This window comes from Staphylococcus intermedius NCTC 11048 (assembly GCF_002902385.1).
Classification (GTDB): Bacteria; Bacillota; Bacilli; order Staphylococcales; family Staphylococcaceae; genus Staphylococcus; species Staphylococcus intermedius.
Map to the genome: position 1 here is coordinate 1 of NZ_PPQH01000004.1, position 23003 is coordinate 23003.

At 33.3% G+C, this 23003-nt stretch carries 25 protein-coding genes and 1 pseudogene; 7 read left to right on the top strand and 19 right to left on the bottom strand.

Translation table 11 applies throughout. The features are described 5' to 3' along the window. Window positions 1-355: 355 nt before the first annotated feature. Entirely contained in the window at window positions 356-601 is a 246-nt protein-coding gene (locus CD138_RS00915; protein ID WP_019168883.1) for an HTH domain-containing protein, read from the top strand. Window positions 602-804: 203 nt separating this feature from the next. Here CD138_RS00915 and CD138_RS00920 read toward each other — a convergent pair whose 3' ends face one another. The 15 genes and pseudogenes from CD138_RS00920 to CD138_RS00990 form a co-directional block, all read right to left on the bottom strand. Beyond that, a complete protein-coding gene (locus CD138_RS00920; protein WP_081583092.1) occupies window positions 805-1332 on the bottom strand; it encodes an IS30 family transposase in 528 nt (175 codons plus the stop codon). After that, a complete protein-coding gene (locus CD138_RS00925; protein WP_019168881.1) occupies window positions 1313-1816 on the bottom strand; it encodes a helix-turn-helix domain-containing protein in 504 nt (167 codons plus the stop codon). Before CD138_RS00925 ends, CD138_RS00920 begins: the two co-directional genes overlap by 20 nt. A 103-nt stretch (window positions 1817-1919) precedes the next feature. After that, window positions 1920-2273 (bottom strand): cystatin-like fold lipoprotein, encoded by a 354-nt coding sequence (locus CD138_RS00930; protein ID WP_019168880.1) that lies wholly within the window; start codon window positions 2271-2273, stop codon window positions 1920-1922. A 49-nt stretch (window positions 2274-2322) separates the two neighbouring features. Next, window positions 2323-2913 carry a hypothetical protein gene (locus tag CD138_RS00935; RefSeq protein ID WP_019168879.1) on the bottom strand — a complete coding sequence of 197 codons (591 nt, stop codon included), beginning with the start codon at window positions 2911-2913 and terminating at the stop codon, window positions 2323-2325. A 4-nt stretch (window positions 2914-2917) separates the two neighbouring features. After that, the gene (locus tag CD138_RS00940; RefSeq protein ID WP_019168878.1) at window positions 2918-3961 is read right to left on the bottom strand and encodes a CHAP domain-containing protein; all 1044 of its coding nucleotides are present in this window, start codon (window positions 3959-3961) and stop codon (window positions 2918-2920) included. Continuing rightward, window positions 3951-5828 (bottom strand): CD3337/EF1877 family mobilome membrane protein, encoded by a 1878-nt coding sequence (locus tag CD138_RS00945; protein WP_019168877.1) that lies wholly within the window; start codon window positions 5826-5828, stop codon window positions 3951-3953. The genes CD138_RS00940 and CD138_RS00945 overlap by 11 nt, the downstream gene beginning before the upstream one ends. A 21-nt stretch (window positions 5829-5849) precedes the next feature. Then, window positions 5850-7244 carry an FtsK/SpoIIIE domain-containing protein gene (locus tag CD138_RS00950; RefSeq protein ID WP_019168876.1) on the bottom strand — a complete coding sequence of 465 codons (1395 nt, stop codon included), beginning with the start codon at window positions 7242-7244 and terminating at the stop codon, window positions 5850-5852. 14 nt (window positions 7245-7258) lie between these two features. Next, window positions 7259-9754, bottom strand: a complete 2496-nt coding sequence (locus CD138_RS00955; RefSeq protein ID WP_019168875.1) for an ATP-binding protein — start codon at window positions 9752-9754, stop codon at window positions 7259-7261. 34 nt (window positions 9755-9788) lie between these two features. Further along, window positions 9789-10172, bottom strand: a complete 384-nt coding sequence (locus tag CD138_RS00960; protein ID WP_019168874.1) for a TcpE family conjugal transfer membrane protein — start codon at window positions 10170-10172, stop codon at window positions 9789-9791. Window positions 10173-10178: 6 nt separating this feature from the next. Further along, window positions 10179-10442, bottom strand: coding sequence for a TcpD family membrane protein (locus CD138_RS00965; protein ID WP_019168873.1), 264 nt, complete (start codon window positions 10440-10442; stop codon window positions 10179-10181). A gap of 3 nt (window positions 10443-10445) precedes the next feature. Beyond that, entirely contained in the window at window positions 10446-11498 is a 1053-nt protein-coding gene (locus tag CD138_RS00970) for a conjugal transfer protein (RefSeq protein WP_096559525.1), read from the bottom strand. A 75-nt stretch (window positions 11499-11573) separates the two neighbouring features. Continuing rightward, window positions 11574-12143 (bottom strand): annotated as a pseudogene (locus CD138_RS00975) (replication initiation factor domain-containing protein); the annotation flags it as partial. A 2-nt stretch (window positions 12144-12145) separates the two neighbouring features. Next, complete coding sequence (locus tag CD138_RS00980; RefSeq protein WP_019168870.1) at window positions 12146-12454, bottom strand: hypothetical protein; 309 nt, start codon at window positions 12452-12454, stop codon at window positions 12146-12148. 14 nt (window positions 12455-12468) lie between these two features. Continuing rightward, on the bottom strand, window positions 12469-12789 hold the full coding sequence (locus CD138_RS00985; protein WP_019168869.1) for a DUF961 family protein: 321 nt from the start codon (window positions 12787-12789) through the stop codon (window positions 12469-12471). A 164-nt stretch (window positions 12790-12953) separates the two neighbouring features. Further along, entirely contained in the window at window positions 12954-13238 is a 285-nt protein-coding gene (locus CD138_RS00990; RefSeq protein ID WP_019168868.1) for a hypothetical protein, read from the bottom strand. Between the two features lie 93 nt (window positions 13239-13331). On the opposite strand from CD138_RS00990, the gene CD138_RS00995 reads away from it, so the two are divergent. The 5 genes from CD138_RS00995 (at window position 13332) to icaC (ending at window position 17519) form a co-directional block, all read left to right on the top strand. Next, window positions 13332-13988, top strand: coding sequence for a WYL domain-containing protein (locus tag CD138_RS00995; RefSeq protein ID WP_019168867.1), 657 nt, complete (start codon window positions 13332-13334; stop codon window positions 13986-13988). A gap of 108 nt (window positions 13989-14096) precedes the next feature. After that, a complete protein-coding gene (gene icaA, locus CD138_RS01000; RefSeq protein ID WP_019168866.1) occupies window positions 14097-15329 on the top strand; it encodes a poly-beta-1,6 N-acetyl-D-glucosamine synthase IcaA in 1233 nt (410 codons plus the stop codon). Beyond that, a complete protein-coding gene (icaD, locus tag CD138_RS01005) occupies window positions 15290-15622 on the top strand; it encodes an intracellular adhesion protein IcaD (protein WP_019168865.1) in 333 nt (110 codons plus the stop codon). Before icaA ends, icaD begins: the two co-directional genes overlap by 40 nt. Continuing rightward, a complete protein-coding gene (gene icaB / locus CD138_RS01010) occupies window positions 15606-16475 on the top strand; it encodes an intercellular adhesin biosynthesis polysaccharide N-deacetylase (RefSeq protein ID WP_019168864.1) in 870 nt (289 codons plus the stop codon). Before icaD ends, icaB begins: the two co-directional genes overlap by 17 nt. 39 nt (window positions 16476-16514) lie before the next feature. After that, window positions 16515-17519: a polysaccharide intercellular adhesin biosynthesis/export protein IcaC gene (gene icaC, locus CD138_RS01015; RefSeq protein WP_019168863.1), complete on the top strand. Its 1005-nt coding sequence runs from the start codon at window positions 16515-16517 to the stop codon at window positions 17517-17519. Here the strand turns inward: icaC and CD138_RS01020 are convergent. Together CD138_RS01020 and CD138_RS14115 are read right to left on the bottom strand one after the other, a co-directional pair. Beyond that, entirely contained in the window at window positions 17516-18550 is a 1035-nt protein-coding gene (locus CD138_RS01020) for a family 20 glycosylhydrolase (protein WP_019168862.1), read from the bottom strand. The genes icaC and CD138_RS01020 overlap by 4 nt on opposite strands. A gap of 193 nt (window positions 18551-18743) precedes the next feature. Further along, complete coding sequence (locus tag CD138_RS14115; protein ID WP_167414221.1) at window positions 18744-18911, bottom strand: hypothetical protein; 168 nt, start codon at window positions 18909-18911, stop codon at window positions 18744-18746. A 428-nt stretch (window positions 18912-19339) separates the two neighbouring features. On the opposite strand from CD138_RS14115, the gene CD138_RS01025 reads away from it, so the two are divergent. Further along, window positions 19340-20944, top strand: a complete 1605-nt coding sequence (locus CD138_RS01025; protein ID WP_019168861.1) for an L-lactate permease — start codon at window positions 19340-19342, stop codon at window positions 20942-20944. Between the two features lie 77 nt (window positions 20945-21021). On the opposite strand, the gene CD138_RS01030 is transcribed toward CD138_RS01025, so the two are convergent. Then, a complete protein-coding gene (locus CD138_RS01030) occupies window positions 21022-22209 on the bottom strand; it encodes a spr1629 family repressor/antitoxin (protein ID WP_019168860.1) in 1188 nt (395 codons plus the stop codon). A gap of 22 nt (window positions 22210-22231) precedes the next feature. After that, complete coding sequence (locus tag CD138_RS01035) at window positions 22232-22990, bottom strand: spr1630 family ClpXP-sensitive toxin (protein ID WP_019168859.1); 759 nt, start codon at window positions 22988-22990, stop codon at window positions 22232-22234. Between the last annotated feature and the right edge of the window lie 13 nt (window positions 22991-23003).

The following is a 23003-nucleotide window of genomic DNA, read 5'->3' on the forward strand; positions in this document are numbered from 1 at the left end:
CTACTATATTGTATATCAATGCTAAATAAGTTAATATATTTTAATAGCATTTATATGATATGATACAACTTCATACAGCTTCTTTATCCAAATCCATAATCCAATTGGGCATTGATATATAACCTATATGTGATTAAATGCGTTCTTAGAATTATATATGTCACACTATTATTCGTGAAAATCTAAAACATTTTCTATTAATACTATTTGTCGTGACATAAATTGTCCTTTATGATACCTCCGTAAAGTAATTGTTATCTATTTTTCAAAAAGTGACATTAAATTGAAAATAAGTTGTACATATAAATGTCCCAAGCATTTTCTATAATACTAGACAAAGAGGGAAGGTGAGGCTTTGAATAGGGCTCAAAGATTACTAAGTATTTATACACGATTAATTCATCATCAAAGAATTGATAAGACAAGTTTAGCTGATGAATTTAATGTTAACGAACGGACAATCAAGAGAGATATCCAAGAAATTAGAAATTATCTTTATGATAACGAGGAGTGGTTGATGAAAAAAGATATTCTTTTTAATTGGCGATGTGTCAAGCTAAAATTAAAATTTTCTTCAAAAAATTTCAAAAAAGTTTGTTAAAAGAAAATTAAACAGGATAACCACAAAATTTTAGAGTATAAATCAAAATAAAAGGAACACTTTAAAAAGCGCTCCGAAATAAATATACAAAAAATATACATTTTATATGCCTTTTCCTGAACGCGCTCACTGTAAATCGTTCGCTTGTCCTACCATTAAAAAGAGTTACGTTTTTAACGGCTACGCCTAAACATAACTCTTTGTTAATGGTCACGAGGAGTGCTGACACAGCACTTAATACCATCATATTGACTCAATTCATTTTCTAACACTTGACTAGCACTTAAATAATCAAATATCATGCGTGGCCGTGTATTAATTTGCTCTACTGCTACGTCTAAAGTCTTTTTTGTAATCTTAGAAAAATCTGTGCCTTTTGGAAAATATTGTCGTAATAAACCATTCACATTTTCAATCGACCCCCGCTGATATGGACAGCCTAAATCACTAAAATAAATACTACACTTTAATTCTTGTTCAATCATTTCGAACTGCGCAAATTCTTTTCCTCTATCCATAGTTATACTTTTAGGGTCTAAATCTTTGAGTATATTCACTATCTCTGAACATACTATTTTAGCTTGTCGTGTTGGCAGGCACCTTGCATATAAATAACGAGTTTTACGCTCAATCACTGTTAATAAACAATATTTTGACGGTCTAACTCCCCAAATCGTATCAATTTCATAATGGCCATATTCTTCACGATTATTAATACTTTTTGAGCCGATACCTTATAACACGATTTCCAACATCTAATTTACCACGCTTTTCAGTTGATTTATTGTACTTTTTACCTGAACGGCGCATATCTCGCTCTACATTTACTTTCACAATACCTTTACGAATATATCTATAAATAGTAGGATAGCTTATATATTGACCTGTATCTTTCTCAATTTGACTTGAAATTTGACGTGGCGACCATTTTAAAGCTAATTTTTCTTCAATATAGGCTTTTGTTTTATCATCGATTGCACGACGTTTAACAATATCTTCTTGCGTATAACTACGCTTCATTTTTGCGTGTTCTTCAGCTAATAGAGGATTGTACTCTCCATCAACTGAACGCTTTTTGATTTCACTACTTATTACTTGATAATCACGACTTAATAAGCGTGCTATTTCAGCTATAGAAACACCATCATTTAAATACTTTGCAATTGCCAATCTCGTATTAAAATCTAATTCAACACGCTTTTTTCTTTGCTTCATATATATCCTCCTTTACTTTTTAAAAGGTTCTTCTTAAAATAAGTATAAGAAGATATATACACGAATCAACTCCTACAACTCACAAACCATAAGGAGTTGATTCTTATTTTTCCAAATTATTTTCTTCATAATCTGGCTTATTACTTTCTTGATATTCAGTTACATTCTCACTTAAATCTTCCTCATACTTCTGATTAGTCTTATTTAGTCTATATACCCTAGTTGTCGTCATATCAGAATCTTCAAAAGGTACTATCGTCATAGTTATTACATTACCATTATCATAAACTTTATAATCACTTGAATTACGGTTAACTTTTTTACGATTATCAGCTTGTGAATCTTCAACACTTTTTTGTTCCAACTTCGTAACTTGTTCAATCTCTTTATCATACTTTTTACCACATGCAGCTAAAACAAAAATCAAACTTATAAACAATATAAATGTTTTTTTCATGATATATTCACTCCTTTTTTAGTAAATTATATCATTGTCATGACACAAATCAACGTCCATTCCGTTGTAAATTAAAGCGTGCTAAATTATCAACTTTCCACCCATCACCTGTTCTAACCAAATCGAGTTGAACCGATGTTTTCCGATTTTCAATTTTTTCTTGTCCTTCTGTTTCAATACGTTCATCAAACTGGACAAACACACGATAACTATCTTTCTTAGGGTTATATACATCGAAATAAACATGCAAATCATTAACAAATATATCATCATATAAATTATATTTGTCTTTGCTATCTTCAAATAAACTTGAATAATAATCATCTGTCACAAGTGGTTTTAAATCTTTTGACTTAGATTTAAATGATGTATCACGTTTCATTTCAAACATAGATTTAACAAATAATTCTGCTTTCTCACGTATTTGTTTTTCTTCATCACTGATTACCGTTTTAGACTGTCGTTTAACTAATTCACTTAAACGCTGATTTGTATTTTTTAATTCACTTTGTTCTTGCTGTAATGATTCAATCTTATTATCTTTAGCTTTTAACTGACCTTTATACAATTGACTACCAATCACAATTCCTATGACTAAAAATAACGTAACTATCAAAAAAGTTATAACCTTTAACTTCATTTCATCACTCCTTATCATGTATAAAGCTCAAACCGTCCTGAACAGTTAATTCACGCTGTGATACTTGATATTCACCTTTGATATTCATTTCTGTTACAACAAACGTATTTTTATCTTTAACATCAATAACAACAGCAACATGTCCCGTCACCGGCGGTGCTCCTGCAGCACCAGGCTCAGCAATCATAAGTGCACCAACAGCGGGCTTATTATTCACTTTATAACCCTCTGCTTTAGCTCTATCATTCCAAAACTGCGCATGAAACCAAAATGTAGAAATAGGTTTACCCATCTTTTGACGAATACCGTAAGCATACCAAGTACACTGTCCCGCAGTATAAAGATTGCCTTTACCTGGATTAGAATTACTCCATTTCGGTATTTTACCATTGAAATCAATTGCCTTACCTTTACCATTATCACAAGTTGTTTTTGCTTTAGAGCCACCTAATTCTTTCATAATCTTTTCAACAGTAGGTATCCAACGTGCATTCATATTATTTGGGTCATTAGAAGCACCCTCAGGCGCATACTTTGGACCAATTTTTTTTGGTGTATCCAATCCCTCTTTAATATAAAGCTCATATAAATTTTTTGCCCCATCCTCTAAACCTTTTTCAATAGTAGGGTAAGTTGAATCATGAATTGATTTTGTACCCATTACAGAAAGTGGGTTATTTTGACGTGTTGCATTTGCCCCTTTCCCCCATTGAGATTCACTAGCAATAATCGCCATAAACAAATTAACTGGAATTTTATTTTCTTTCGCAATTTCAACAATCTTTTTTGTTTTGCCCTCTAACGCACCACCTTTAGCATTTTGTTCAAATACTTCTATTCCAGATTTTTCAACATTACCGCCTGCCACTGTACAACCTGCATCGTCCACATCTTCTTTTAAACTCGGCGCTAAAATAATCATCATCAATACAGGTAACAACAATAAAGCCACCACAACAAAAATTATGATGGCTTTAATCAATTTTAATTTCATACCAATAGATGTCGAACCTATCACTTTTTTAGCTATTTCTTTTTTACTTGCCATGCTTATTAATATCCTTTTGGTCTTTTAATCTTTTTTTAGATTGTTCATTACGTGTGATAGATTGATTTGAATGAACTGATTGATGATTACTTTGACGATGATTAACACCTTGAATTTGACGTTTCTCAATATTATTATCTGCTGACATCTGTACTTTCTTTTGTTCTTGTCGATTTATTTCACGAGCTTGGTAATTTGAACGACTAGAACCATTAGAAACATGGGTAACGACTTGCGGTGAACGTTGAATATCTTTTTTAGGCTTAAAGTCACGAACTTGATGCGATTGTTGTTTTGATTTCTGAGGTGCATTTGAATCACTATAAATCACATTATTTTCTTTTGATGCAGACGTTTGAACATCTTGAGCATACATTGTTTCTTGTTGCTGACGTCTTTGCTTTTCTTTAGCATTCCCACCATCTTTATAAAAAATATGTGATGCCCCTTGTTGTTGTCTACGCTTAGGTGATTGATTGTCATTAGGGTTCATATTTGATTCTGGGTTAGATGCTTGCTTAATACGTTTATTCTTCTTATCTTGTGACTGTTTTTCTCGTATTTCATTAAATTTATTTTGTGATTTTCTAATTGTATCAGCACCTAATTTCGACGGAGAAAAACTTACATTACCACGGCTCACAAAGTGAATAATTTCATCACGTTTTTTATACAGAACGAAAATAATGATAATCACAAATAAGCAATTTAACATATACGCCTCTTGGCTCGTTGGCTTGATAAATAAATTTGCTAACTGAATACAAAAACCAACAATCACAAATAAAAACGTCATACATGCACTTAAAATAATATAACCTAAAGTTTTTGCACCTGCTCGAAATACAGAAATTTCAAAACCTGGCAAAAAGCTCATAATCCAACTAAACACTAAAAATATCACTAAAACTAATGAAAAAGTAGAAAATATCAGCTTCGCAAAGCTAATCGATAAGAAAACAATCGACATAAACAATGTAATAAAGAAACCAACAACCGCCACAGCTAATTTTTGAAATGCGTATCCTTGAGTCATGTACACATTGTCTTTCTTATCTACCTCATTTTTAATATAATCTTTCAAATCTTTTTCAGATTTCTTACTGAAATCTAACTTTAAAATATTATCAATTCTATCTTTACCTTTTTCCTTAATCACATTTTCATCAACCGAACCGTAGTTCATCATCAAATATGTTCGGTAAACCGTCATATCAAAAAATTCGTTTCGAATATGATTCACGCCTGATTGACTATTCTTATAGTCAACATCTTGATTAATTGATGATGTACTATTCATCACAATATTATTTAAGTCTTGACCCAAGCTATTAGATACTCGAATAATTGTGCCTGCATTACCTAACACACCCACACCAAAACCAATTAAACATATAATCAAAAATGCACGTTTTAACGCTTCTCTTGGATCACCTTTAACACTAAAGATAATAAATGCATTAAAACAAACAACAATAAACAAAGATAAAGCTAAATTATTTAACAAACTTTGATAAATATTCGCAACAAAATCACCAATTTTATCACCAAATTCATCAAGCACATCAAGATTAAATAACTTTTCAATCGCATAATCTGTCATACTTGCCATCATTTTAGTCATAGATAAGAAAAATTCTGAAACATTATTAATCTGTCGTGTAATCTCTTCTTGACCGAAAGGATTCCAATCTCCCTCCTCATGATAAAGCGAACGATAATGACTTAAATCATACTTTTCAATTTTAGGTTCTACTTTCGACACATCAGATTCATCTGCTGTTTGTGCTGCTAACGCACTTACAGATGTCAAAAGTAAAACAGGCAAAATTAAAAAGCATAAAAGATATAATCCTTTACGCTTCATTTAACCACTCCTTATTTCATTTTATAAAACAACTGTTCTTTGCCTCTCCTTATCAATATCTTGTTGTGATAAAATTTGTTCAACATCTTTCGCAAAATCATATTGTTCCATCAATGGCGCATCAAATAAAACTGGCTCATTATATTGTCCTAAAATAGAAATATAACCACGACCAATATCAGATTCATGAATTGATTGAAATTCCTTATCAGTTTGACCAAAGGTCATTCTATAACCATCAGTCGAAAGGTTACCTAAAGAAACACGCAAACCTAATTGGTCACGCACATTACCTTTAATAACATCTGCATCAGGACGTTGTGCTGTTAAAAACATAAACACCCCCGCTTGACGACCTTTCATAATAATATTTACAAGATAATCATTCATTTCCTGTAGTTCTTTTTTATCTAATGTAGATGTAAATGCTGTAACCTCATCAAAAATAACGAAATACGCAGGCATATCAAAACTTCTAAAATCATGTCCAATGCGATAATCTTCGCTTTCTGTCATTAGTCGAAAGCGATTCTCCATTTCTTCATTCGCTAATCTTAATTGTTTAAATATCTGACCTTTTGTATCTGCAACTTTATCAGAACCAATCACACGTTTCATAAAAGATAAATCTGAAATTTTAGGGTCTAATAATCGTACTTCCGATTCTCGTCTGAAAAGTTCACGAATAATGTAAAACAAAAAATATGTTTTACCACCACCAGTAATACCAGTTACCAAACCATGTGGCGCTTTCGCAAAATCCCAAATTATTTGTTCTGTAATTTTAATTTTTGTATCATAAATCTTGCTTTCAGAGTCTGAATGATTATCCATAATAATACGTTTCTTGAATTTTAATGGCATAAATTCATATCTTAAATAACGGCCAATATGGCGCTTCTCGACTAGCTCACAATGAAACATAGGTTCAATAATCGTTTCCAATTCTAAATAATCATCTTGAAAACGTGAACCATCTTTTTTAATATGCAAAATAAAACTTTTCTTACCTCGTTTATAAAAAAGAGTAGGGTAATAATCATATTCAGTTTGTCGATAATCAATATCTAAAAACTCAGTACGTTTTTTAATCACTGTACGATTATGAAAGCCTTGGGTTTCAATCGTTTCAGCTAAATCTTTCACTTTAAAACGAATCAATAAATGTGCAATCAACTTAACTATCAAAAACACAATTGCAGTTCCAATTAAAAAAGGAATTAAAGAAGATTTTACAAAAGGAAAAAAAGTACGAACATCAAATGTTGAATATTTTTCATTATACGATTGAATCAATACATAAATACGATAAATCAAAAAAGCTGATGCAATCGCACCAGCAACAATAAAATCAACATATTTATGATAGGGTTGAATACGAACACCTTTGAACAAAGCAATTTCATTCATCGCCATTAAATCACTCCTTATTATATTGCAAATTTTTCTTCTGCTTTCGAGCTTGCAGAATCTTCTTGTGTTCTAAATGCTTCCGTCATTTCTTCAAATGGACAATGTACAACCATCTTCCCAACACGTCCATAAAAATCACTGAAAATACATTGACCTTTTTTCAAATCTTTCAACATCTCCATATTTTCCGGTGATTCTTTTGAATACTCTAAACCTAAAGACTTTAAAATATCCTGACGTTCATCTTTTTCATCAAAAGCAAAATGACAACCAAAGTTACCACCATCATCATCAGCTTTATCCCTTACCGATTGTGTAATAAAAACAAGAGAATTATTTTCAGAACGACCAGTACGCTTAATACGTTTACCAACCTTTTTACCTTGACGAGAAGCACTAAAAGCCCAACCCTCATCAATAAATAATGTTGTTTGCACTTCTCTACGAGAACCAAACTTTTCCAAAAACTTACCAATTAATAACATTAATGTGATACCATTTTTTTCACTCGTTGAATATCCTGATGGGTCATCATCAGCCTTTGGCATATCTAAACCTTTAACCTGCAATATCGTTGCTTTTTCTCGAACATTTAAAGCCGGATTACTACCATCACTGAATACAAGTTTTAAAATGTTATTTTGCGTTTTTTCAAAAAGTAAATCACCTGCATTACTTACATGTTCATCTTCATCATTTTGAAGTTTTTCAATCACATTTAAAGAACCAACTTGTTTCCCATTTTCTCTTTCGTCCACTGTTTCCGCTATTGCTTTATAAATCGCTGTTTCAATATGATGATAATTTTCAAAAGATTTAATTTCATCAAAAACAGATTTTAACATCTCATTAGCTTCAATTCCTGAAAGAAAAACGATAGGGTCTAAACAACCATAATTTGTTGAATCTTGATAATCTAACGTTACATACTTAAACATTTTAAGATGATTAATAAATAGGGGGTATTTACGTTGCATTTCTTTATCATCGGTAACACGGTCAAACCATTCAGCAAATTCACTTTTAGGGTCCCAATAAATCATTTGACCTTTAAAGAATGATGTATATATCCATAATAATTTAGCTAAAAATGATTTACCTTTACCCGTCTGGCCAGTAATAAGGACATGTGGGCTATCACTAACAGCCCCTTTAATACCTTTAGCAGCAAGCAATAAACTAAACAAAATAATATCTCTAGAACTTGCAACAGCTTCCTCACGTGATACCGAACGCAAAAATTTATCAATACGGCCAATATAAAAACCTGTTTTTGTTCCTAGGCTTTGAGTTACACCAAAAAGATTTTCAGCAATACCCGTCGCAGTTGTACGCTGTATCCAATACTTATTAATAAATAACGAATTACCATGCAAACATTGATAAAATAATTGTAGTTGGTCTGCTAGAGGATTAACCGCATATGTTTCTGTTTCTTTCAAACGTTTAATCAAACGTTTAGCTTTACGTTTACAATCTTTAAAATCATCACTTTTAATCACAAACATAAAGACCCATTCAATAAATACGCCTGAGCCTGTCACTTCTTTTTCCATTTGATTTAACACAAATAAATTATCTTGAATTTCTTCCGACGCTTCATCACCTGTGTTCATCTTTTCTTTTGCTTGCGCCTTGTGATTAATTTTTGCACGGTCAAATTTCTTTTTTACTTTCTCATTTTCAACTATTTTCGCTTTCACATGGCATTCCACAGGAAAGGGCATATTTTGCGCTTTCTCAAATAAATGAGTGTACTCCATATCCAAAGGAAAATCATCAACAACAACCGTTGTTGAATAAAATGTTTCGTTTTCGTTTTCAATCTCTAAAACACTTAATTTTGTAGGGTCAATGACAGCGTTATAAATATCTGTTGTTGCACGTCGTGCAGATTCTTCTTGAACATCATGCGTTGCATTTGATATAAAAGGCTTTCTTATAATATATGCAAGTTCATTCTCAGTTAATCGCTCACCGCCAATACCTAAAAAGCTATCAGCTAAATCACGTTCAAAGACTTTATATTGCTTCAATAACTTATCATCTAAATTTACATCAAAACCAAAATTAGAGACAATCCTTTCAGCCGTATCCGACAAAGTACTTTTAAGAATCTCTTTAACTGTAACAGCATCGTCCGTCAATTCACGCAACTTCACGCCCATTACAAAAGAATTATGCGTAATCATTTGTAGTTCCTGCTCTAACACATCAATCGTTTCATTCGAATAATATTCAGCTACATCAAAAGCATCATCGTCAAAATCCTGACTAATTTCTTTAAACTTATTTCTTAAATCTAAATCATGGTCATACATTTCAAAATGAAAATCTTGATAACCTTTAATAGACTCCAAAAAATACTTCATACGTTTTTTAGATTCTTCTTTAGCATCATAATTCGCTGTCGATATTGATTCAGAACGTACCCGATAATACGCCCATACTTCACCAGACTTAGTTAACAACAAATTATCTTTCAAACCTACATAAGGGGCTTTTAAATTCATATCATCACTCCAATAAAAATAGCCCCAAAAGGAGCTATTTAAAAGTTATTTTTTTATTATGGTACTGAACTTCTTCATCAAAACTATATTTTGAGCGTTTCATCTGAATACTAAAAAGATATACAGTAAAATCTAAAAGAAAGAAAAATAATTTTTTACCATCTTGCTTAAGTTTATTAATATACTTAGCCAAATAGTAGGGTGCTATTGTAAAATAAATAAACATGAGTCCACTTATAGACATTACTAGAGGTTTTAATAAATACAAAAAAGCAACTAAAAAGATTAACCAAACAACTAAAAAAGTTATCCAAAAATCAACACGTAAACCACGATTAACCCTAAAACCATTTGTAAATTCATACATCACAATAGGCTGTTCAAAAGTCCGCTTTAAATTGTATGCCTTTTTATCCAAAACGCATCAGCCCCCAAAAATCATTTCCCAAACTGCTGAAATCGCATTAAATACATTTTCAGGTCCTTTACTTACTAAAAATAATAAGCCACCAACAACAAACAACGCTAACATACGACCATATTTACCGCTTGCCCAATGAATCACACCAATAATCAACACAACAATGCCAATGCCTGTACCAACCTCGCTACTAATCCAATCACCTAAACCATTAATCGACGGTCTGCCAGCACCTAATACAAACAACATACTATATAATGTATTCATAATTTAACCTCCAATGGTATTTTTTAAATCTTCAACGTAATACTTGCCATCTTTTTCAACAATTTTTAAAGTATAATGTTCTAGATTCTCTAAAGGAGAATCTTTATCTTTCATTAAAACTTCAACTTTAGCAATATAAGCATCTTTATCAGGATAAAGCCTTAACTCACTAATTTTAGAAACCTCACGTGTACCCTCTAAACCCTGTGGTTCCTCCATTAAATAAGCCATATCATCAGCCTTACTTGAAGCATACTTATTAAAGAACTCTTCAATAAATTTTTTGACTTTCGGATTATCTTCACGCTTATGGTCTTTCAAATTATCCTCAATCATTTTTTCTTTTTTCAATTGATTACTAGGAATAGGGGTAAAATAAGGATATTCAACAACAACATATTTATTATCCTCACTCTTAACAGGAATATTAATCAAAACATTTTGAGTTACTTTTCTTTCTTTTTCTTCTGTTTTTGTTTCATATTCCTGTTTCTTACCTTTTTCTTTTTTCTTTTTAACCTTAACTTCTTTTTTCTCAGTAATAATCACATCATAATTAACGATATACTGAATAATTGTCTGCTTATCTTTACGCTTAATATTGTAAAACTCTTTACTATTTAATTTTCTCTCAGTATCTTTAGTCTGTTCATCGGGTATTTTATAGTCTGATGGGAAAAACTCTGCTAACTTTTTCTGTCGCTGCTCTAGGTCTGAGCTATTCTTAGGGATAGCCATATATGTTTCAACAAATTCATCTGCATATAACTTTAAATTAGGATTATATTGTACTGTTTCAGCATTATCCTCATACTTTTGTTGAATCATATTTGATTGTTCTTTTGCTTGATGACTTAAATTATTTGCTTTTGTCGCTTTGACAAAAGAAGCTAACAACAATATTAAGAGTAAACCTAACAACGAATAAAAAATACCTACAATCCATTTTCTTTTATTTTTAAATTTGGGTATTATTTTTCGTTCGGCATCTGCAACTTTATAACTCTTTCCGTTTTTTGAAAATCGTGCTATAATGTGTTTGTTGATGATTTTCAAAAAATTTTTTCTGAGTTCAACTATGAATTTTAAAATGTTAAGCACCTCGCTTAATATATATTTTTTTGAAGATATTTAGCGTTGAGTCCCGCATAGGCTCAACGCCTTTTTTCTTTCAAGTTCCGTTATATAACGTTTAATACGTTCTCTATGCTCATCACCAAATTTAGAATGTGCTAAAATCATATCTAAAAAGCTTGATGATTCACTTAGTAACCCCTCAGAAATCGCAGTCTCTTCAGCTGTAATCACTGTGTCTAAAGTTGTCGCAACTTGTCTTGTCAACCACTCTATATTATCCTCAATTGATTTGAAACTTGGCTCCATTGTTAAATTAATTTTTTCAGCATTAGCCATAAACAATGCCCAAGGTCTATATAACGGCCATCTTCTTTTTCTTATATCCGCTTTATCTTTCGGCTCAGTCACAAAACGTAAATTATTATTTAAAATTGACTTAACTAAAAAAGCGATGTTATCAGTTTTACTCAAATGTTCTGCACAATTCATCGCATATGATTTTCGCATCTGAATTTCATATCTGTTCCAATCCCCAAATTCTTCAACATCACAATTCAATTTGAATGCTTGTTCATAGTTCTTTTCGTAAAAACGACAATATAAATTACTTTTTTTAGAGCCAATTATTATGAATAACGTTCTACATCACCAATATATACACAATCCGTTAAATCAACTTGAAGCATTCTACCATGACCATCTTGACTCAAATTGATACATAACAGACAAAGGTCACCGTATACAATAGGGCGACCTTTAGGCGTATTTTGTTTAACATAACTATCATTAAATTTTGATTGTATTTCTTTTGATAATTGCATCAATGACAACTTGTCACCCCAATTAATGCGACTGGCAACATAATGCAAAATATCATCTGAAAGTTTAAGATGATGAGCGTAAGGCTTTAATTCTTCAGCAGTATAAAAGTCCATATATATCACCAAACTTATTTATTTGATTTAGGAGACAATCCACCTGACGCTTTAATATCATCAGCTTTAAAACTATAACCAATTGTACCGAAATCACCGTTCATTTGTACGTACATTTTACATTCTGGATTAACGAGCTCACACTCTTGTAAATAATCTAATTCAACTTTATTCGGCGTTTTAACTACAATTTGTTCACCTTGTGCTTTACTACCCAATTTATAAGCGTAAACCGTTTCATTTGTACGTTCACCATTTTCATACTTGTATTTTTCATCCACACCTAAAAAGTTCAAGCTACCTAATGTTTTCTCAAAATCTAATACTGGTTCCATAATATCTACCATCCTTTAATAATTTTTAAAATTAAACGTACGTATACAAATTAGCCAGTTTAAAGGGTCGCACGAATAGGAATAACTCCCGCAAATCCGTACCACTGCATTTTTGATAATGGAGTTTCTATGCTTCTCCTGACCTATTAAGATTTAATGAAAGACTATCGGTTCATCACCTCAAAGAATTCTAAATCTAATAAATCAATACGATACATCTTACAAATAAATTCATTAGTCACATCATAAGATTTTAAATAAACATAATCCTTATAAGTAAATCGATAGTCATTTTTTTGAGCTTGTTCACAAACACGCAATATACAAAAATACGCAAGTTTATACATTTTGCAGATTTTTCGTTTAGAATATCCATGAAATCTTAAAACAACAAAATTTCGATAATCTAAATGACTAAAATCATAAAAATATGGTGTAAACTCTGTCATAACCATCAATTCCTTTCATAAGAATTATTGATTAATTAAAGTTTACACCACCATTATAAAGACAATAACTATCTCATTCAGTCTAATCATCAGATGAAAAATATAGAGGGGTTTGAAGTACTACTCATTTATTTAGCAGCAAATAAAGTGGTTATACCACATTATGTGAAAGAATCACTCAGATATATTATATTCGAGCTATTCCCCAACGATAAACAAAAATTCGAAAGCTATCTGAATCACATTCAAAGTACGGATCAATTCATGTCACATCAAATATTACTCACGTTATATCAAGGTATTGAGGAACGAAAATTGCTGCATATTACAACAGAAGAGGGATTTATGACAAAGTTGCTTCCGATTAAAGTCGTTCATTTTAAAGAAGACTGGCAACTTGTCTACAGGGGAACCAATCTGCAAGAACAATATTTACCGCTCAGTCGTATCTGCCAAGTTGAGATCGATGAGCAAACACAACATCCATTCTACAACAAAATGGAGGTCATTCTTGAAATGGATGTATCAGTGTGGTCACGTATTAAAGATCTGTATCAAGTCAACAAGGTTTTATCACAACAAGAACATCTCTATACTGTCAATTTTAATATCACATTTGTTGAAGCATTTGAATTGTGTCTCCTGCATAGTCCTCATATTCGAATTATAGGTCCACCCCGTCTATATAAACAATTTGTCACTTATATCAACCAACTATGCCAAGTTTATTTATTTCAGGAAATATCATAGACTATCTTTTTATATTGGATTTCAAGTATATTTATTCACAACGATGAATTGTGATACACGATTTTATCAATAGGCCTCCCTTCACTCTTATGATTTAGGAGGGTTATTATGGATATTTTACTGATTTTGCTGTTATATCCGTTGTTTATGTCAATTTATTGGATAGTCGGCACACTGTTTTATGCCCTTTTTTACGAAATGCGGCTTAAAAAAACACCTGATAAAAACATTGGAGAGGAGGGTATTTCTTTTTTAATTCCTTGTTACAACGAAGCTGATACGATTGCAGATACCATTCATAGTATTGCAGCGTTAGAATTTCCAAATAAAGAAATCATTGTCATCAACGACGGGAGTTCTGACCGTTCAGCGGAAGTGCTCTATCAACTTCAACATACATTAGACTTTATTTTTGTTGATTTGACAGAAAATAACGGTAAAGCGAATGCCTTAAATCGAGGATTGGAATATGCAACATATGATTATGTCATGGGTATTGATGCGGACACAATGATTGATAATAACGGTCCGTACTTCATGCTTGAACATTTCAAGAAAAATCCAAAACTCGCGGCGGTCACTGGTAACCCACGTATCCGCAATAAACGTGCATTGCTAGGAAAAATTCAGACCATTGAATATGCCAGTATGGTCGGGAGTATTAAAAGAGCGCAATCCATCATGGGAAAAATCAACACCATATCTGGGGTCTTTACATTATTTCGTAAAAGCGCAATTGAAGCTGTCGGTCGTTGGGATATTGATATGATCACTGAAGATATAGCTGTTTCATGGAAATTCCATTTACACGGTTATCATATTAAATACGAGCCTCGTGCCCTATGTTGGATGCTCGTCCCCGAAACGGTTGCAGGTTTATGGAAACAGCGGATTCGTTGGGCACAAGGTGGGCAAGAGGTACTGATTCGCGACGGTTTAAAAGGGATCAAATCGATGAACCCTGCTTTGTATATGCTCGTATTTGAACAATTTTTCTCACTCTTGTGGGTGTATTGGATTGTTGTTTCACTATTACTCGCATTACTCAATTGTAATTTTCTAGATATCTATTATCTCCAATATCACTTTTCAATCATTGTCTTATCTGCACTTCTTTTAACATTTATTAATATTGTGCAGTTCACGGTTTCTTTGATTATCGATTCACGGTATGAAAAGCAAAATATTTTCACACTATTTTACTTAAGCTGGTACCCTACTGTCTATTGGATTCTCAATGCACTAGTGGCGATGCTGGCATTTCCGAAAGCACTACTTAGAAAGAAAGGTGAATTTGCGACATGGTCAAGTCCAGACAGAGGCACAAAAGAAAACAACTAATACACACATTACTCAATTTCATTCGGGAAACAATTATCTTAATATTCTCACTTTCATTGTGGTTTTATTGTATCATTGCATTCATTTTAATCGTTGGGTCATTATTGCATAGTACTGCAAATTCGGTGCTCTTAATCCGTTCAGTTCTCAATATCGAAATGGACTCAATGAATCAAATGTTTTTCAAAATGGCAATTTTCATTGGTGTGGTCACGCTTATTTTTATAACTAGCATTTTGATTCACCAATACAAAAATAAGAAAGAAGGCATTAACGATGGTAAATTTCTTTAAATTTTTCACGATCATAGGTGGTGCCATTATTTCTACAATGATGATTGCACTACTCCCTATCCATCAAGCTGATGCAAAGGAACAAAAACTTAAAGATGACGGCGATCAAACTGCACTCGCCTTAAATTACCATAGAGTAAGAGGTGACGACTTTTTAGATAAATTTTTATTTATCTTTTCAGGCAGTAAAGAAATGTCGACTTATAGTGTGAGTAAAGAAGCGTTTGAACGCCAAATCAAATGGCTTAAAGCACATGATGCACATTTTTTAACGCATGACGAATTGATTCGCTATAAACGTGAAGGTCACTTTCCAAAAAGGAGTGTATGGATTAGCTTCGATGATATGGATGAATCAGTATATCAAAATGCATTTCCTATTTTAAAGAAATACAATGTTCCCGCAACTGGCTTTGTTATCACTGGAAAAGTAGGTGCGCAAGACTACCATAATTTAAATTTGTCTACTTTATCAGACCTTAAAGAAATGGAAAAATCTGGATTATGGACATTTCAATCACATACACATGACTTACATGTACTCAAAAAAAACGATTCTAAAATGTTAACTGTTTCTTCTAAAGTTCTCAAGCATGATTTGCGCAAAAGTAATGACTATATCGATCAACATTTCAAGCGTAAAGAAACATCCATCGCATATCCTTATGGCCAAATTGATGATCAAGCCGTCAACGCAGTTCGCGATAGTGGCATTTCATACGGATACACTTTGGAAGAAAAAGCCATGTCCGTCAATGATGATAACTACCACATTCCACGTATTTTAGTGAGTGAAGATGCTTTTAACCAATTAGTCAAAAAGTGGGGGGCTTTTCATCATGACGCTTCGTAAAAAAAATTAGAACTTGTCTATTTTAGAGCATTAACGTGCATGTTGATTATTTTGACACACATTTTCACTGAATATATGCGTCATCTTGATACGACACATTCTGTCGAATTAAAACTCATTTATTACTTACAGCACATTGTCATCTTCGGTACACCGAGTTTTATTATCTTGTCTCAATTGCTGACAACACTCAATTATGACACGGTCAATTTGAAATACCTTTGGGAACGAGTGAAATATATTTTACTACCGTATTTTATCGTTGGGTTATTTTATTGCTTTAGTGAAAGTCGACTCACCGCAACGCCTTTCAAACACCAACTGTACGAAAATTTAATACTTGGACGTTGGCACGGTTACTTTATTATTGTCATTATGCAGTTCTTCATATTGAGCTATATCATTTTCAAAATCTCACCTAAAATATTTGATAGCAAAATCATGCTCATCGCAACTTTTATCATTCAATTTAGTTTTTTACACCAATTGGATACGAATGAGGCATTTTCAAGTCAGTTTTTAGCCATTTATCCATTAAGTGAAAACACATTTATTCTCGGCTGGATTTTCTTCTTCTTTTTCGGTGCATATATTGGAAGAAATTACACTGCAGTCATCAACTTTTTAACACACTACGTTTTTATCGTTATTATTTTAGCGATTTTATCATTTGGCGTATTTGTATTATTTCAACACCATGATTACGGATGGGTAACAAGCTTTAACGAAAACTTAATGTGTTACCATGCATCAATGTTTTTACTACTTCTTAGTCTATGTCTACACTTCAAACAATTAATGATGGGAACTATCAACTTAGTCAGCGCATTTTCATTTTTCATCTACTTGTTCCATCCAATTATTCTCAGTACGCTTTATGAATACTTTAAGAGCTTTTCTGATTTAACATTTGTTTTCATCGCCATTTCACTGCTTTATACACTGGGCATTTGTGTGGGTGTTGGATTGTTTTTACGAGAGTTTTATATTTTTCGATTCGCAATCGGCAAACAACCATACAAACTGAACATTCAACTCTCTTAATTTCGTGTTAAATAGGTTTGAATGAGTGGTTGCATTTGTTGTAGCATTTCTTGTTGAGACAGTTCATCTGCATGTTCGCCCCAAAATGACAATGCTGAGCCTTGAATATTCGGTTGTGCAACGACATGATGGGCATCATTGAAAACATTAAATCGATTTTCAGCATAATGACGTTCAATAAACTGTTGCTGTTTCTGAATCGCTTCCTCAGAGTGTTGTGACGCTGGTAAAAAATATAAAGTCTGGGCATTGTAGTTAAACACAGGAATAGCGGCCTTTGCTAAATCTTTTACATGTGCTTGTTGCTGATGTGTCTCTTTATGTTGTCTCCAAAATAAAACAGAAACATTTGGATCTAACATTTGAATACCTTGTTTTGTAAGGCTATCATTCCAAATTTGGGGTTGATAGCCTTCTTTTTGTGCTGTTTCGGCTAATTGATTCATATAGTGTACGAAAGATTTTTGATGCGCCATTGCACCAGGCACTTCATCTCCACCAATGACAATACGCTGTTCACCTTGATACTTCGGCTGTGCAAACAACGACATCACTTTTTTCATATGTTGTTGACTCCATTTGACTGCACGTTGATTATCAAAGTAGTCTACAGTATTCTCACTAAATTCAGATACCACTGCTTCATATGTCTCGCGATCTTGTTTCTTCAGATGTTGGAGTAGTGCACCTGCATGAGACGGAAACTCTATATCTGGGACAATCATAACGTCGCGATCATTGCTATATTTGATGAGCGCTTTAATTTCCTTATATGACAATGTCTCCCGCTTCGTTGATGACATGTCATGAAAGGCAATCGCATAATGTTGATCATCAGCAAAATGCAACTGCAAATAATCCCCCTCATAACGGGCGATTGTATCAACTATCTTTTTAAGTGTTTCCAGCGAATAATCTTTCCGTGCCACATCAATATTAACCCCTTTTTGAAATGTAGGTGCTACTGCTTCACTTTGAAACATTGTGAAAATAAGTATTAAACTTAAACCTATTGAAATGCCCCACTTCATTTTTACAACCTCCTCCATACATTGTTTCCCAGGAAATGTTAGCGTGTCAGACATATTGTGTCTCGACCTATACTTTTTATTTCATTATTCCATTTGTTCCATCGATACAAAGACAATATAAGTCCCGTTTCAGACCGTAACATAGGCCTTCAATTGCGATGCATTCCGGTTATTTTTCCCCACTTTATGAAAATCAAACCGCCTTTGAAGCACGCTCTATCTTTACATAAAAATAGCGGTTCACGCCTCTACTTTTAAAGACAAACAACCACTGATAATGATGATTCATAACGGACAAATTTGTTTCGGTTTCTTCTGTAAAATTCGTTACGATCTTCAATCGGTAACCTGCTGCCCACATGTTACCGCTTTCGTAGCTTATTATAAACGTCTTTTAATTTGCGCTTAAATGAGATGCAGATCCCATCACATGCCAACATATTCTTATGTGTAGCACATTTATTATCAAAAAAACTTACATTCTATTATTATTAGTCTCTAAAAATAACTCACTTCTTAATGTGCATACTTGTCATTACCTTTTATATGTACCGTCAAGAGACAAACAGTGTTCAAACCATTTATTAGTATACTTTCATTCGTTCTATTTTGTGAAAAAACGAATTAAATATTTATATATAATAGTAAAAAATGGCAGAAATGTGACAAACGAAAAAGACAGCAGAAAAATTTGATTGCAATTTGATGTAAAAACGCTTACAATTCAATCGATACAGACATCGAGTCATTAGATGTCTTTAAAGGGAAAGATTTTTAGGGGGTCAAAAAATGAATACTTTATTGATGCTTGTCGCATTAAGTGCAGTCATCACACCTTTTATTTGTTTAGTCTTGTTACGTATGTCTGCACTTGTTGGGATGACAATCAGCGCAATCATCGTAACATTACTCGGCTTTTCAGTGTGGGGCATTGAAGCTGGTGTAATCGGTGCATCTCTATTACAAGGTGCACATAAAACATTAACTATCATTTTAATTTTATTTGGCGCATTAACACTCTTAAATACATTACGTGAAACGAATGCCGTTGCACGTATCAATGCCAGTTTCCAAAGTGTATCTAGTGACATGCGTGTCCAAGTCATTATCGTCGCATTTTTATTCGGTTCTTTAATTGAAGGTGCATCTGGTTTTGGAACACCTGCGATGGTCACTGCACCATTAATGGTTGCACTCGGCTTTAGACCACTTGTGAGTGTCACTACCGCGTTAATCGCAGACAGTATTTCCGTATCATTCGGCGCAGTCGGTACACCTGTCATCGTTGGATTAAGTACATTAAAGCGAGCAAATGAACAGTTGTTTGCTGAAACAGCGATTCATATTACATTAATCGATCTATTCAGTGGTGTATTCATTCCACTCATTATCGTAACAACAATGATTGTCTTCTTTGGAAAATCAAACAAACTCAAAGCGATATTAGAAATTTTGCCATGGACATTACTTATCGGTGTCGTGTACGCAGTGACTGCATGGATTTATGCTGTGCTAACGGGACCAGAGTTTGTGTCTATTTTAAGTTCACTAACCACATTAGTCGTTGCTGTTGTGACTGCGAGAAAAGGTTGGCTTGTTCCTAAAAATGAATGGACAGAAGCATTAACAGATGACTATATTGCATCAGACTTATCACAGCCACATGAAATGAGTCTACTCGCGGCATGGTCACCTTACTTAATCGTCGTAGTACTCTTGTTATTAACACGTATTGTGGCACCTGTTAAAACATTTACAACGACTATGCTCGATTTATCTTGGAATCAGATTTTAGGCTATGACACGATTTCGTCAAGTTGGCAACTCCTTTATTCACCCGGAACGATATTATTTATCGCAGCTATTTTTGCGATCATTATCCAACGTAAATCATTTCGACACTTTTCGAAAGCATGTAAAGATTCTGCCAAAACGATTAGTGTGACAGGTTTCACACTCATTGCAACGTTAGCGATGGTACATGTCTTTAGTAACTCAGGTCTCAACAGTAAAGATTTACTGAGCATGCCTGAATATATCGCGAACGGCATGGCCCACACATTTGGTGATATGTGGTTGTTCGTCGCACCATTCTTAGGTGCACTCGGTTCGTTTATTACAGGAAGCGCGACTGTTTCAACATTAACATTCGCACCTGTCCAAGCGAACATTGCTGATGCGATTGGTGCAGATCTGTATACTGTCTTAGCAGCCCAAGTCATTGGCGGTGCAGCCGGTAACATGATCTGTGTGCATAACGTCGTGGCAGTGTGTGCTGTTGTTAACATGGCAGGTAAAGAAGGCAGTGTCATTCGTAAAACTCTAGGACCTGCATTGTTATACTGCGCCCTTGTCGGTATCAGTGCATTTGTCTTCGCAACATTTTTCTTATAACATTTAGAAATCATAACAGGAGTGCAGTGACCATTGATGTCGCTGCACTCTTTTGATTCATGATTAACATGTCGTGTTTAGGTGAATGGGATAACGAAACCATTTAACACATCTGCTTCAGCTGTTCGCTTTTCTTGCTGCATGAATTTTTCGAATAACTTTTGACTGATACTCGCTTTTTTATACAAAAATTCTGGTTCAAGTTGCAAATCATCAAGTAGGCTTTCGGGCGTCAGTACTTTTTTAGAGAATAACATATTTAATAGGCTATTGATTTTTACAGGCTTGGGTAATTGGATGTCTACGTCTAGTGGCTCTCTTTTTTTATAACCCTTTTTGTTAATTAATGACCAAAAATAACGATATTGTGTATCTGATAGTAAACCTAAATAAAATGCCCGCATCGCCATCGCTTGTATAGAAACATGCCATTGTTCCTTTAACATCACAAAATGGTCAGGATTTGATTTCTTCTTAACTTGATGAAAGGACTCAATAAATTGTTTCTCGGGCAATAAAAACTCAGCCGCAAAGATATCTGCTTCTTTTTCAATGGTTTGAAACGCTTCGTGTGTCAACATATCAAATTCAACTTGACGATGAAGTAACAAATGGCCTAACTCATGCGCCAAATCAAAGTGTCTTCGCACAGCAACACCTTTATTATTAGATAAAATGATGAATGGCACTTGATGTTTAGACCAAAAACTGTAGGCATCTGCATCATCAGTTAAATCTTTTTCATAAATGTAAATACCAAATTTTTCTAATGCCAATAGGAGCTGGTCATTTGATTGATGATTTAACACCATCTCACGTGCTTCGTTTGCAATCAGTTGAATACGTGCTCTTGCATCCATATTTTGTGAAAGATAGCGATCAATCTTGTGAATCAATGTCAGTATTGGTGGATGGGGTTGTTTGACATATCCTGATAAATAGTCTGTCAATTGCGCATAAAAGTTGGCCTGTGCATGGTTTTGGCTTAAAATTTTTGTACTTGTCCTTTGGTTTTTAGACCGAAAAGCAATCGAATGCGTATCTACTGCTGTTTGAGTAAATAAATCTTGTTTCGCCGAGAAGAAGAATTTTGTTTTCACGTTGAATTGTTGTGCCAAAGTATATATTTTGTTTATTTCAGGCATCATATTTTGTACTTCATACTGCCAAACTGCTTGTTCTGAAACTTGTAATACGTCAGCTAATGATTTGCGACTATATCCTTCAATCATTCTTAACGCTTTAAGGTTTTCACCTTTAAACATAATATTTCACGCTTCCTTTTAATTATAAATCACTTTCTTGAATTTCTTCTATTTCAAAACCAAATACTTCTGTATCTAACCATTCTACATCTTCTCGGTCTTGTTTTAAAATTTCGACTTCCTCCTCATTAATTTGATATTGTTCATCATTTTTTATAAATTCATTCATTTCTTCAGTTAAATTTAAAAATTCGACAGCAGTATAATTATTTGGATTAGGTATCCAAACCTTTATTTCGTTTAGCATTTTTGATTTATTGTCAACATCGTAAGTAATCATAATAAATTTGATTTTGTCGGTTGAGTCATTATTTATCATATCGAAAAGCATTTTATCTGCATTAAGTTGATGATTAACATGTAATGATTGGTTTAGTTTTTCAAAATCAACACCACGGTTCAATTGTATCAATTCGGTCAAATATTTCTTTTCTGGAGGCTCACCACTATTATGAATCAATCTTCTACCTTTATTCACCTTATCTTTATTAAAAGTTCTACCATTTACTACTACAAAATGAAAAATCTTTTCGTGATGTTTGTCGGTCGGACTAAATAATAAAAACCTCCATGAAGGCCCTGCACTACGTCTTGTATTCTCCACAAATTTCTCAGTATGAAGCGCAACATGGTGATCAATATAATTCGCTTTAGTAAACGCATAACCATTACTTACTTTTAATTTTTTATGCGCTTCATTTCTTACTTCTACATATTCCTTATAGCCCGCGACAATTCCTTCTACAATAGATAATTTCAATTGCTGATCAAATTGCGACATAAAACCAACTCCT

Coding starts and splice junctions, on each gene's coding strand:
- CD138_RS00925 (WP_019168881.1), bottom strand. CDS start 1,816: ATGAAGCAAAGAAAAAAGCGTGTTGAATTAGATTTTAATACGAGATTG.
- CD138_RS00930 (WP_019168880.1), bottom strand. CDS start 2,273: ATGAAAAAAACATTTATATTGTTTATAAGTTTGATTTTTGTTTTAGCT.
- CD138_RS00935 (WP_019168879.1), bottom strand. CDS start 2,913: ATGAAGTTAAAGGTTATAACTTTTTTGATAGTTACGTTATTTTTAGTC.
- CD138_RS00940 (WP_019168878.1), bottom strand. CDS start 3,961: ATGGCAAGTAAAAAAGAAATAGCTAAAAAAGTGATAGGTTCGACATCT.
- CD138_RS00945 (WP_019168877.1), bottom strand. CDS start 5,828: ATGAAGCGTAAAGGATTATATCTTTTATGCTTTTTAATTTTGCCTGTT.
- CD138_RS00950 (WP_019168876.1), bottom strand. CDS start 7,244: ATGGCGATGAATGAAATTGCTTTGTTCAAAGGTGTTCGTATTCAACCC.
- CD138_RS00955 (WP_019168875.1), bottom strand. CDS start 9,754: ATGAATTTAAAAGCCCCTTATGTAGGTTTGAAAGATAATTTGTTGTTA.
- CD138_RS00965 (WP_019168873.1), bottom strand. CDS start 10,442: ATGAATACATTATATAGTATGTTGTTTGTATTAGGTGCTGGCAGACCG.
- CD138_RS00980 (WP_019168870.1), bottom strand. CDS start 12,454: ATGGACTTTTATACTGCTGAAGAATTAAAGCCTTACGCTCATCATCTT.
- CD138_RS00985 (WP_019168869.1), bottom strand. CDS start 12,789: ATGGAACCAGTATTAGATTTTGAGAAAACATTAGGTAGCTTGAACTTT.
- CD138_RS00990 (WP_019168868.1), bottom strand. CDS start 13,238: ATGACAGAGTTTACACCATATTTTTATGATTTTAGTCATTTAGATTAT.
- CD138_RS00995 (WP_019168867.1), top strand. CDS start 13,332: ATGAAAAATATAGAGGGGTTTGAAGTACTACTCATTTATTTAGCAGCA.
- icaA (WP_019168866.1), top strand. CDS start 14,097: ATGGATATTTTACTGATTTTGCTGTTATATCCGTTGTTTATGTCAATT.
- icaD (WP_019168865.1), top strand. CDS start 15,290: ATGGTCAAGTCCAGACAGAGGCACAAAAGAAAACAACTAATACACACA.
- icaB (WP_019168864.1), top strand. CDS start 15,606: ATGGTAAATTTCTTTAAATTTTTCACGATCATAGGTGGTGCCATTATT.
- icaC (WP_019168863.1), top strand. CDS start 16,515: ATGTTGATTATTTTGACACACATTTTCACTGAATATATGCGTCATCTT.
- CD138_RS01020 (WP_019168862.1), bottom strand. CDS start 18,550: ATGAAGTGGGGCATTTCAATAGGTTTAAGTTTAATACTTATTTTCACA.
- CD138_RS14115 (WP_167414221.1), bottom strand. CDS start 18,911: ATGTGGGCAGCAGGTTACCGATTGAAGATCGTAACGAATTTTACAGAA.
- CD138_RS01025 (WP_019168861.1), top strand. CDS start 19,340: ATGAATACTTTATTGATGCTTGTCGCATTAAGTGCAGTCATCACACCT.
- CD138_RS01030 (WP_019168860.1), bottom strand. CDS start 22,209: ATGTTTAAAGGTGAAAACCTTAAAGCGTTAAGAATGATTGAAGGATAT.
- CD138_RS01035 (WP_019168859.1), bottom strand. CDS start 22,990: ATGTCGCAATTTGATCAGCAATTGAAATTATCTATTGTAGAAGGAATT.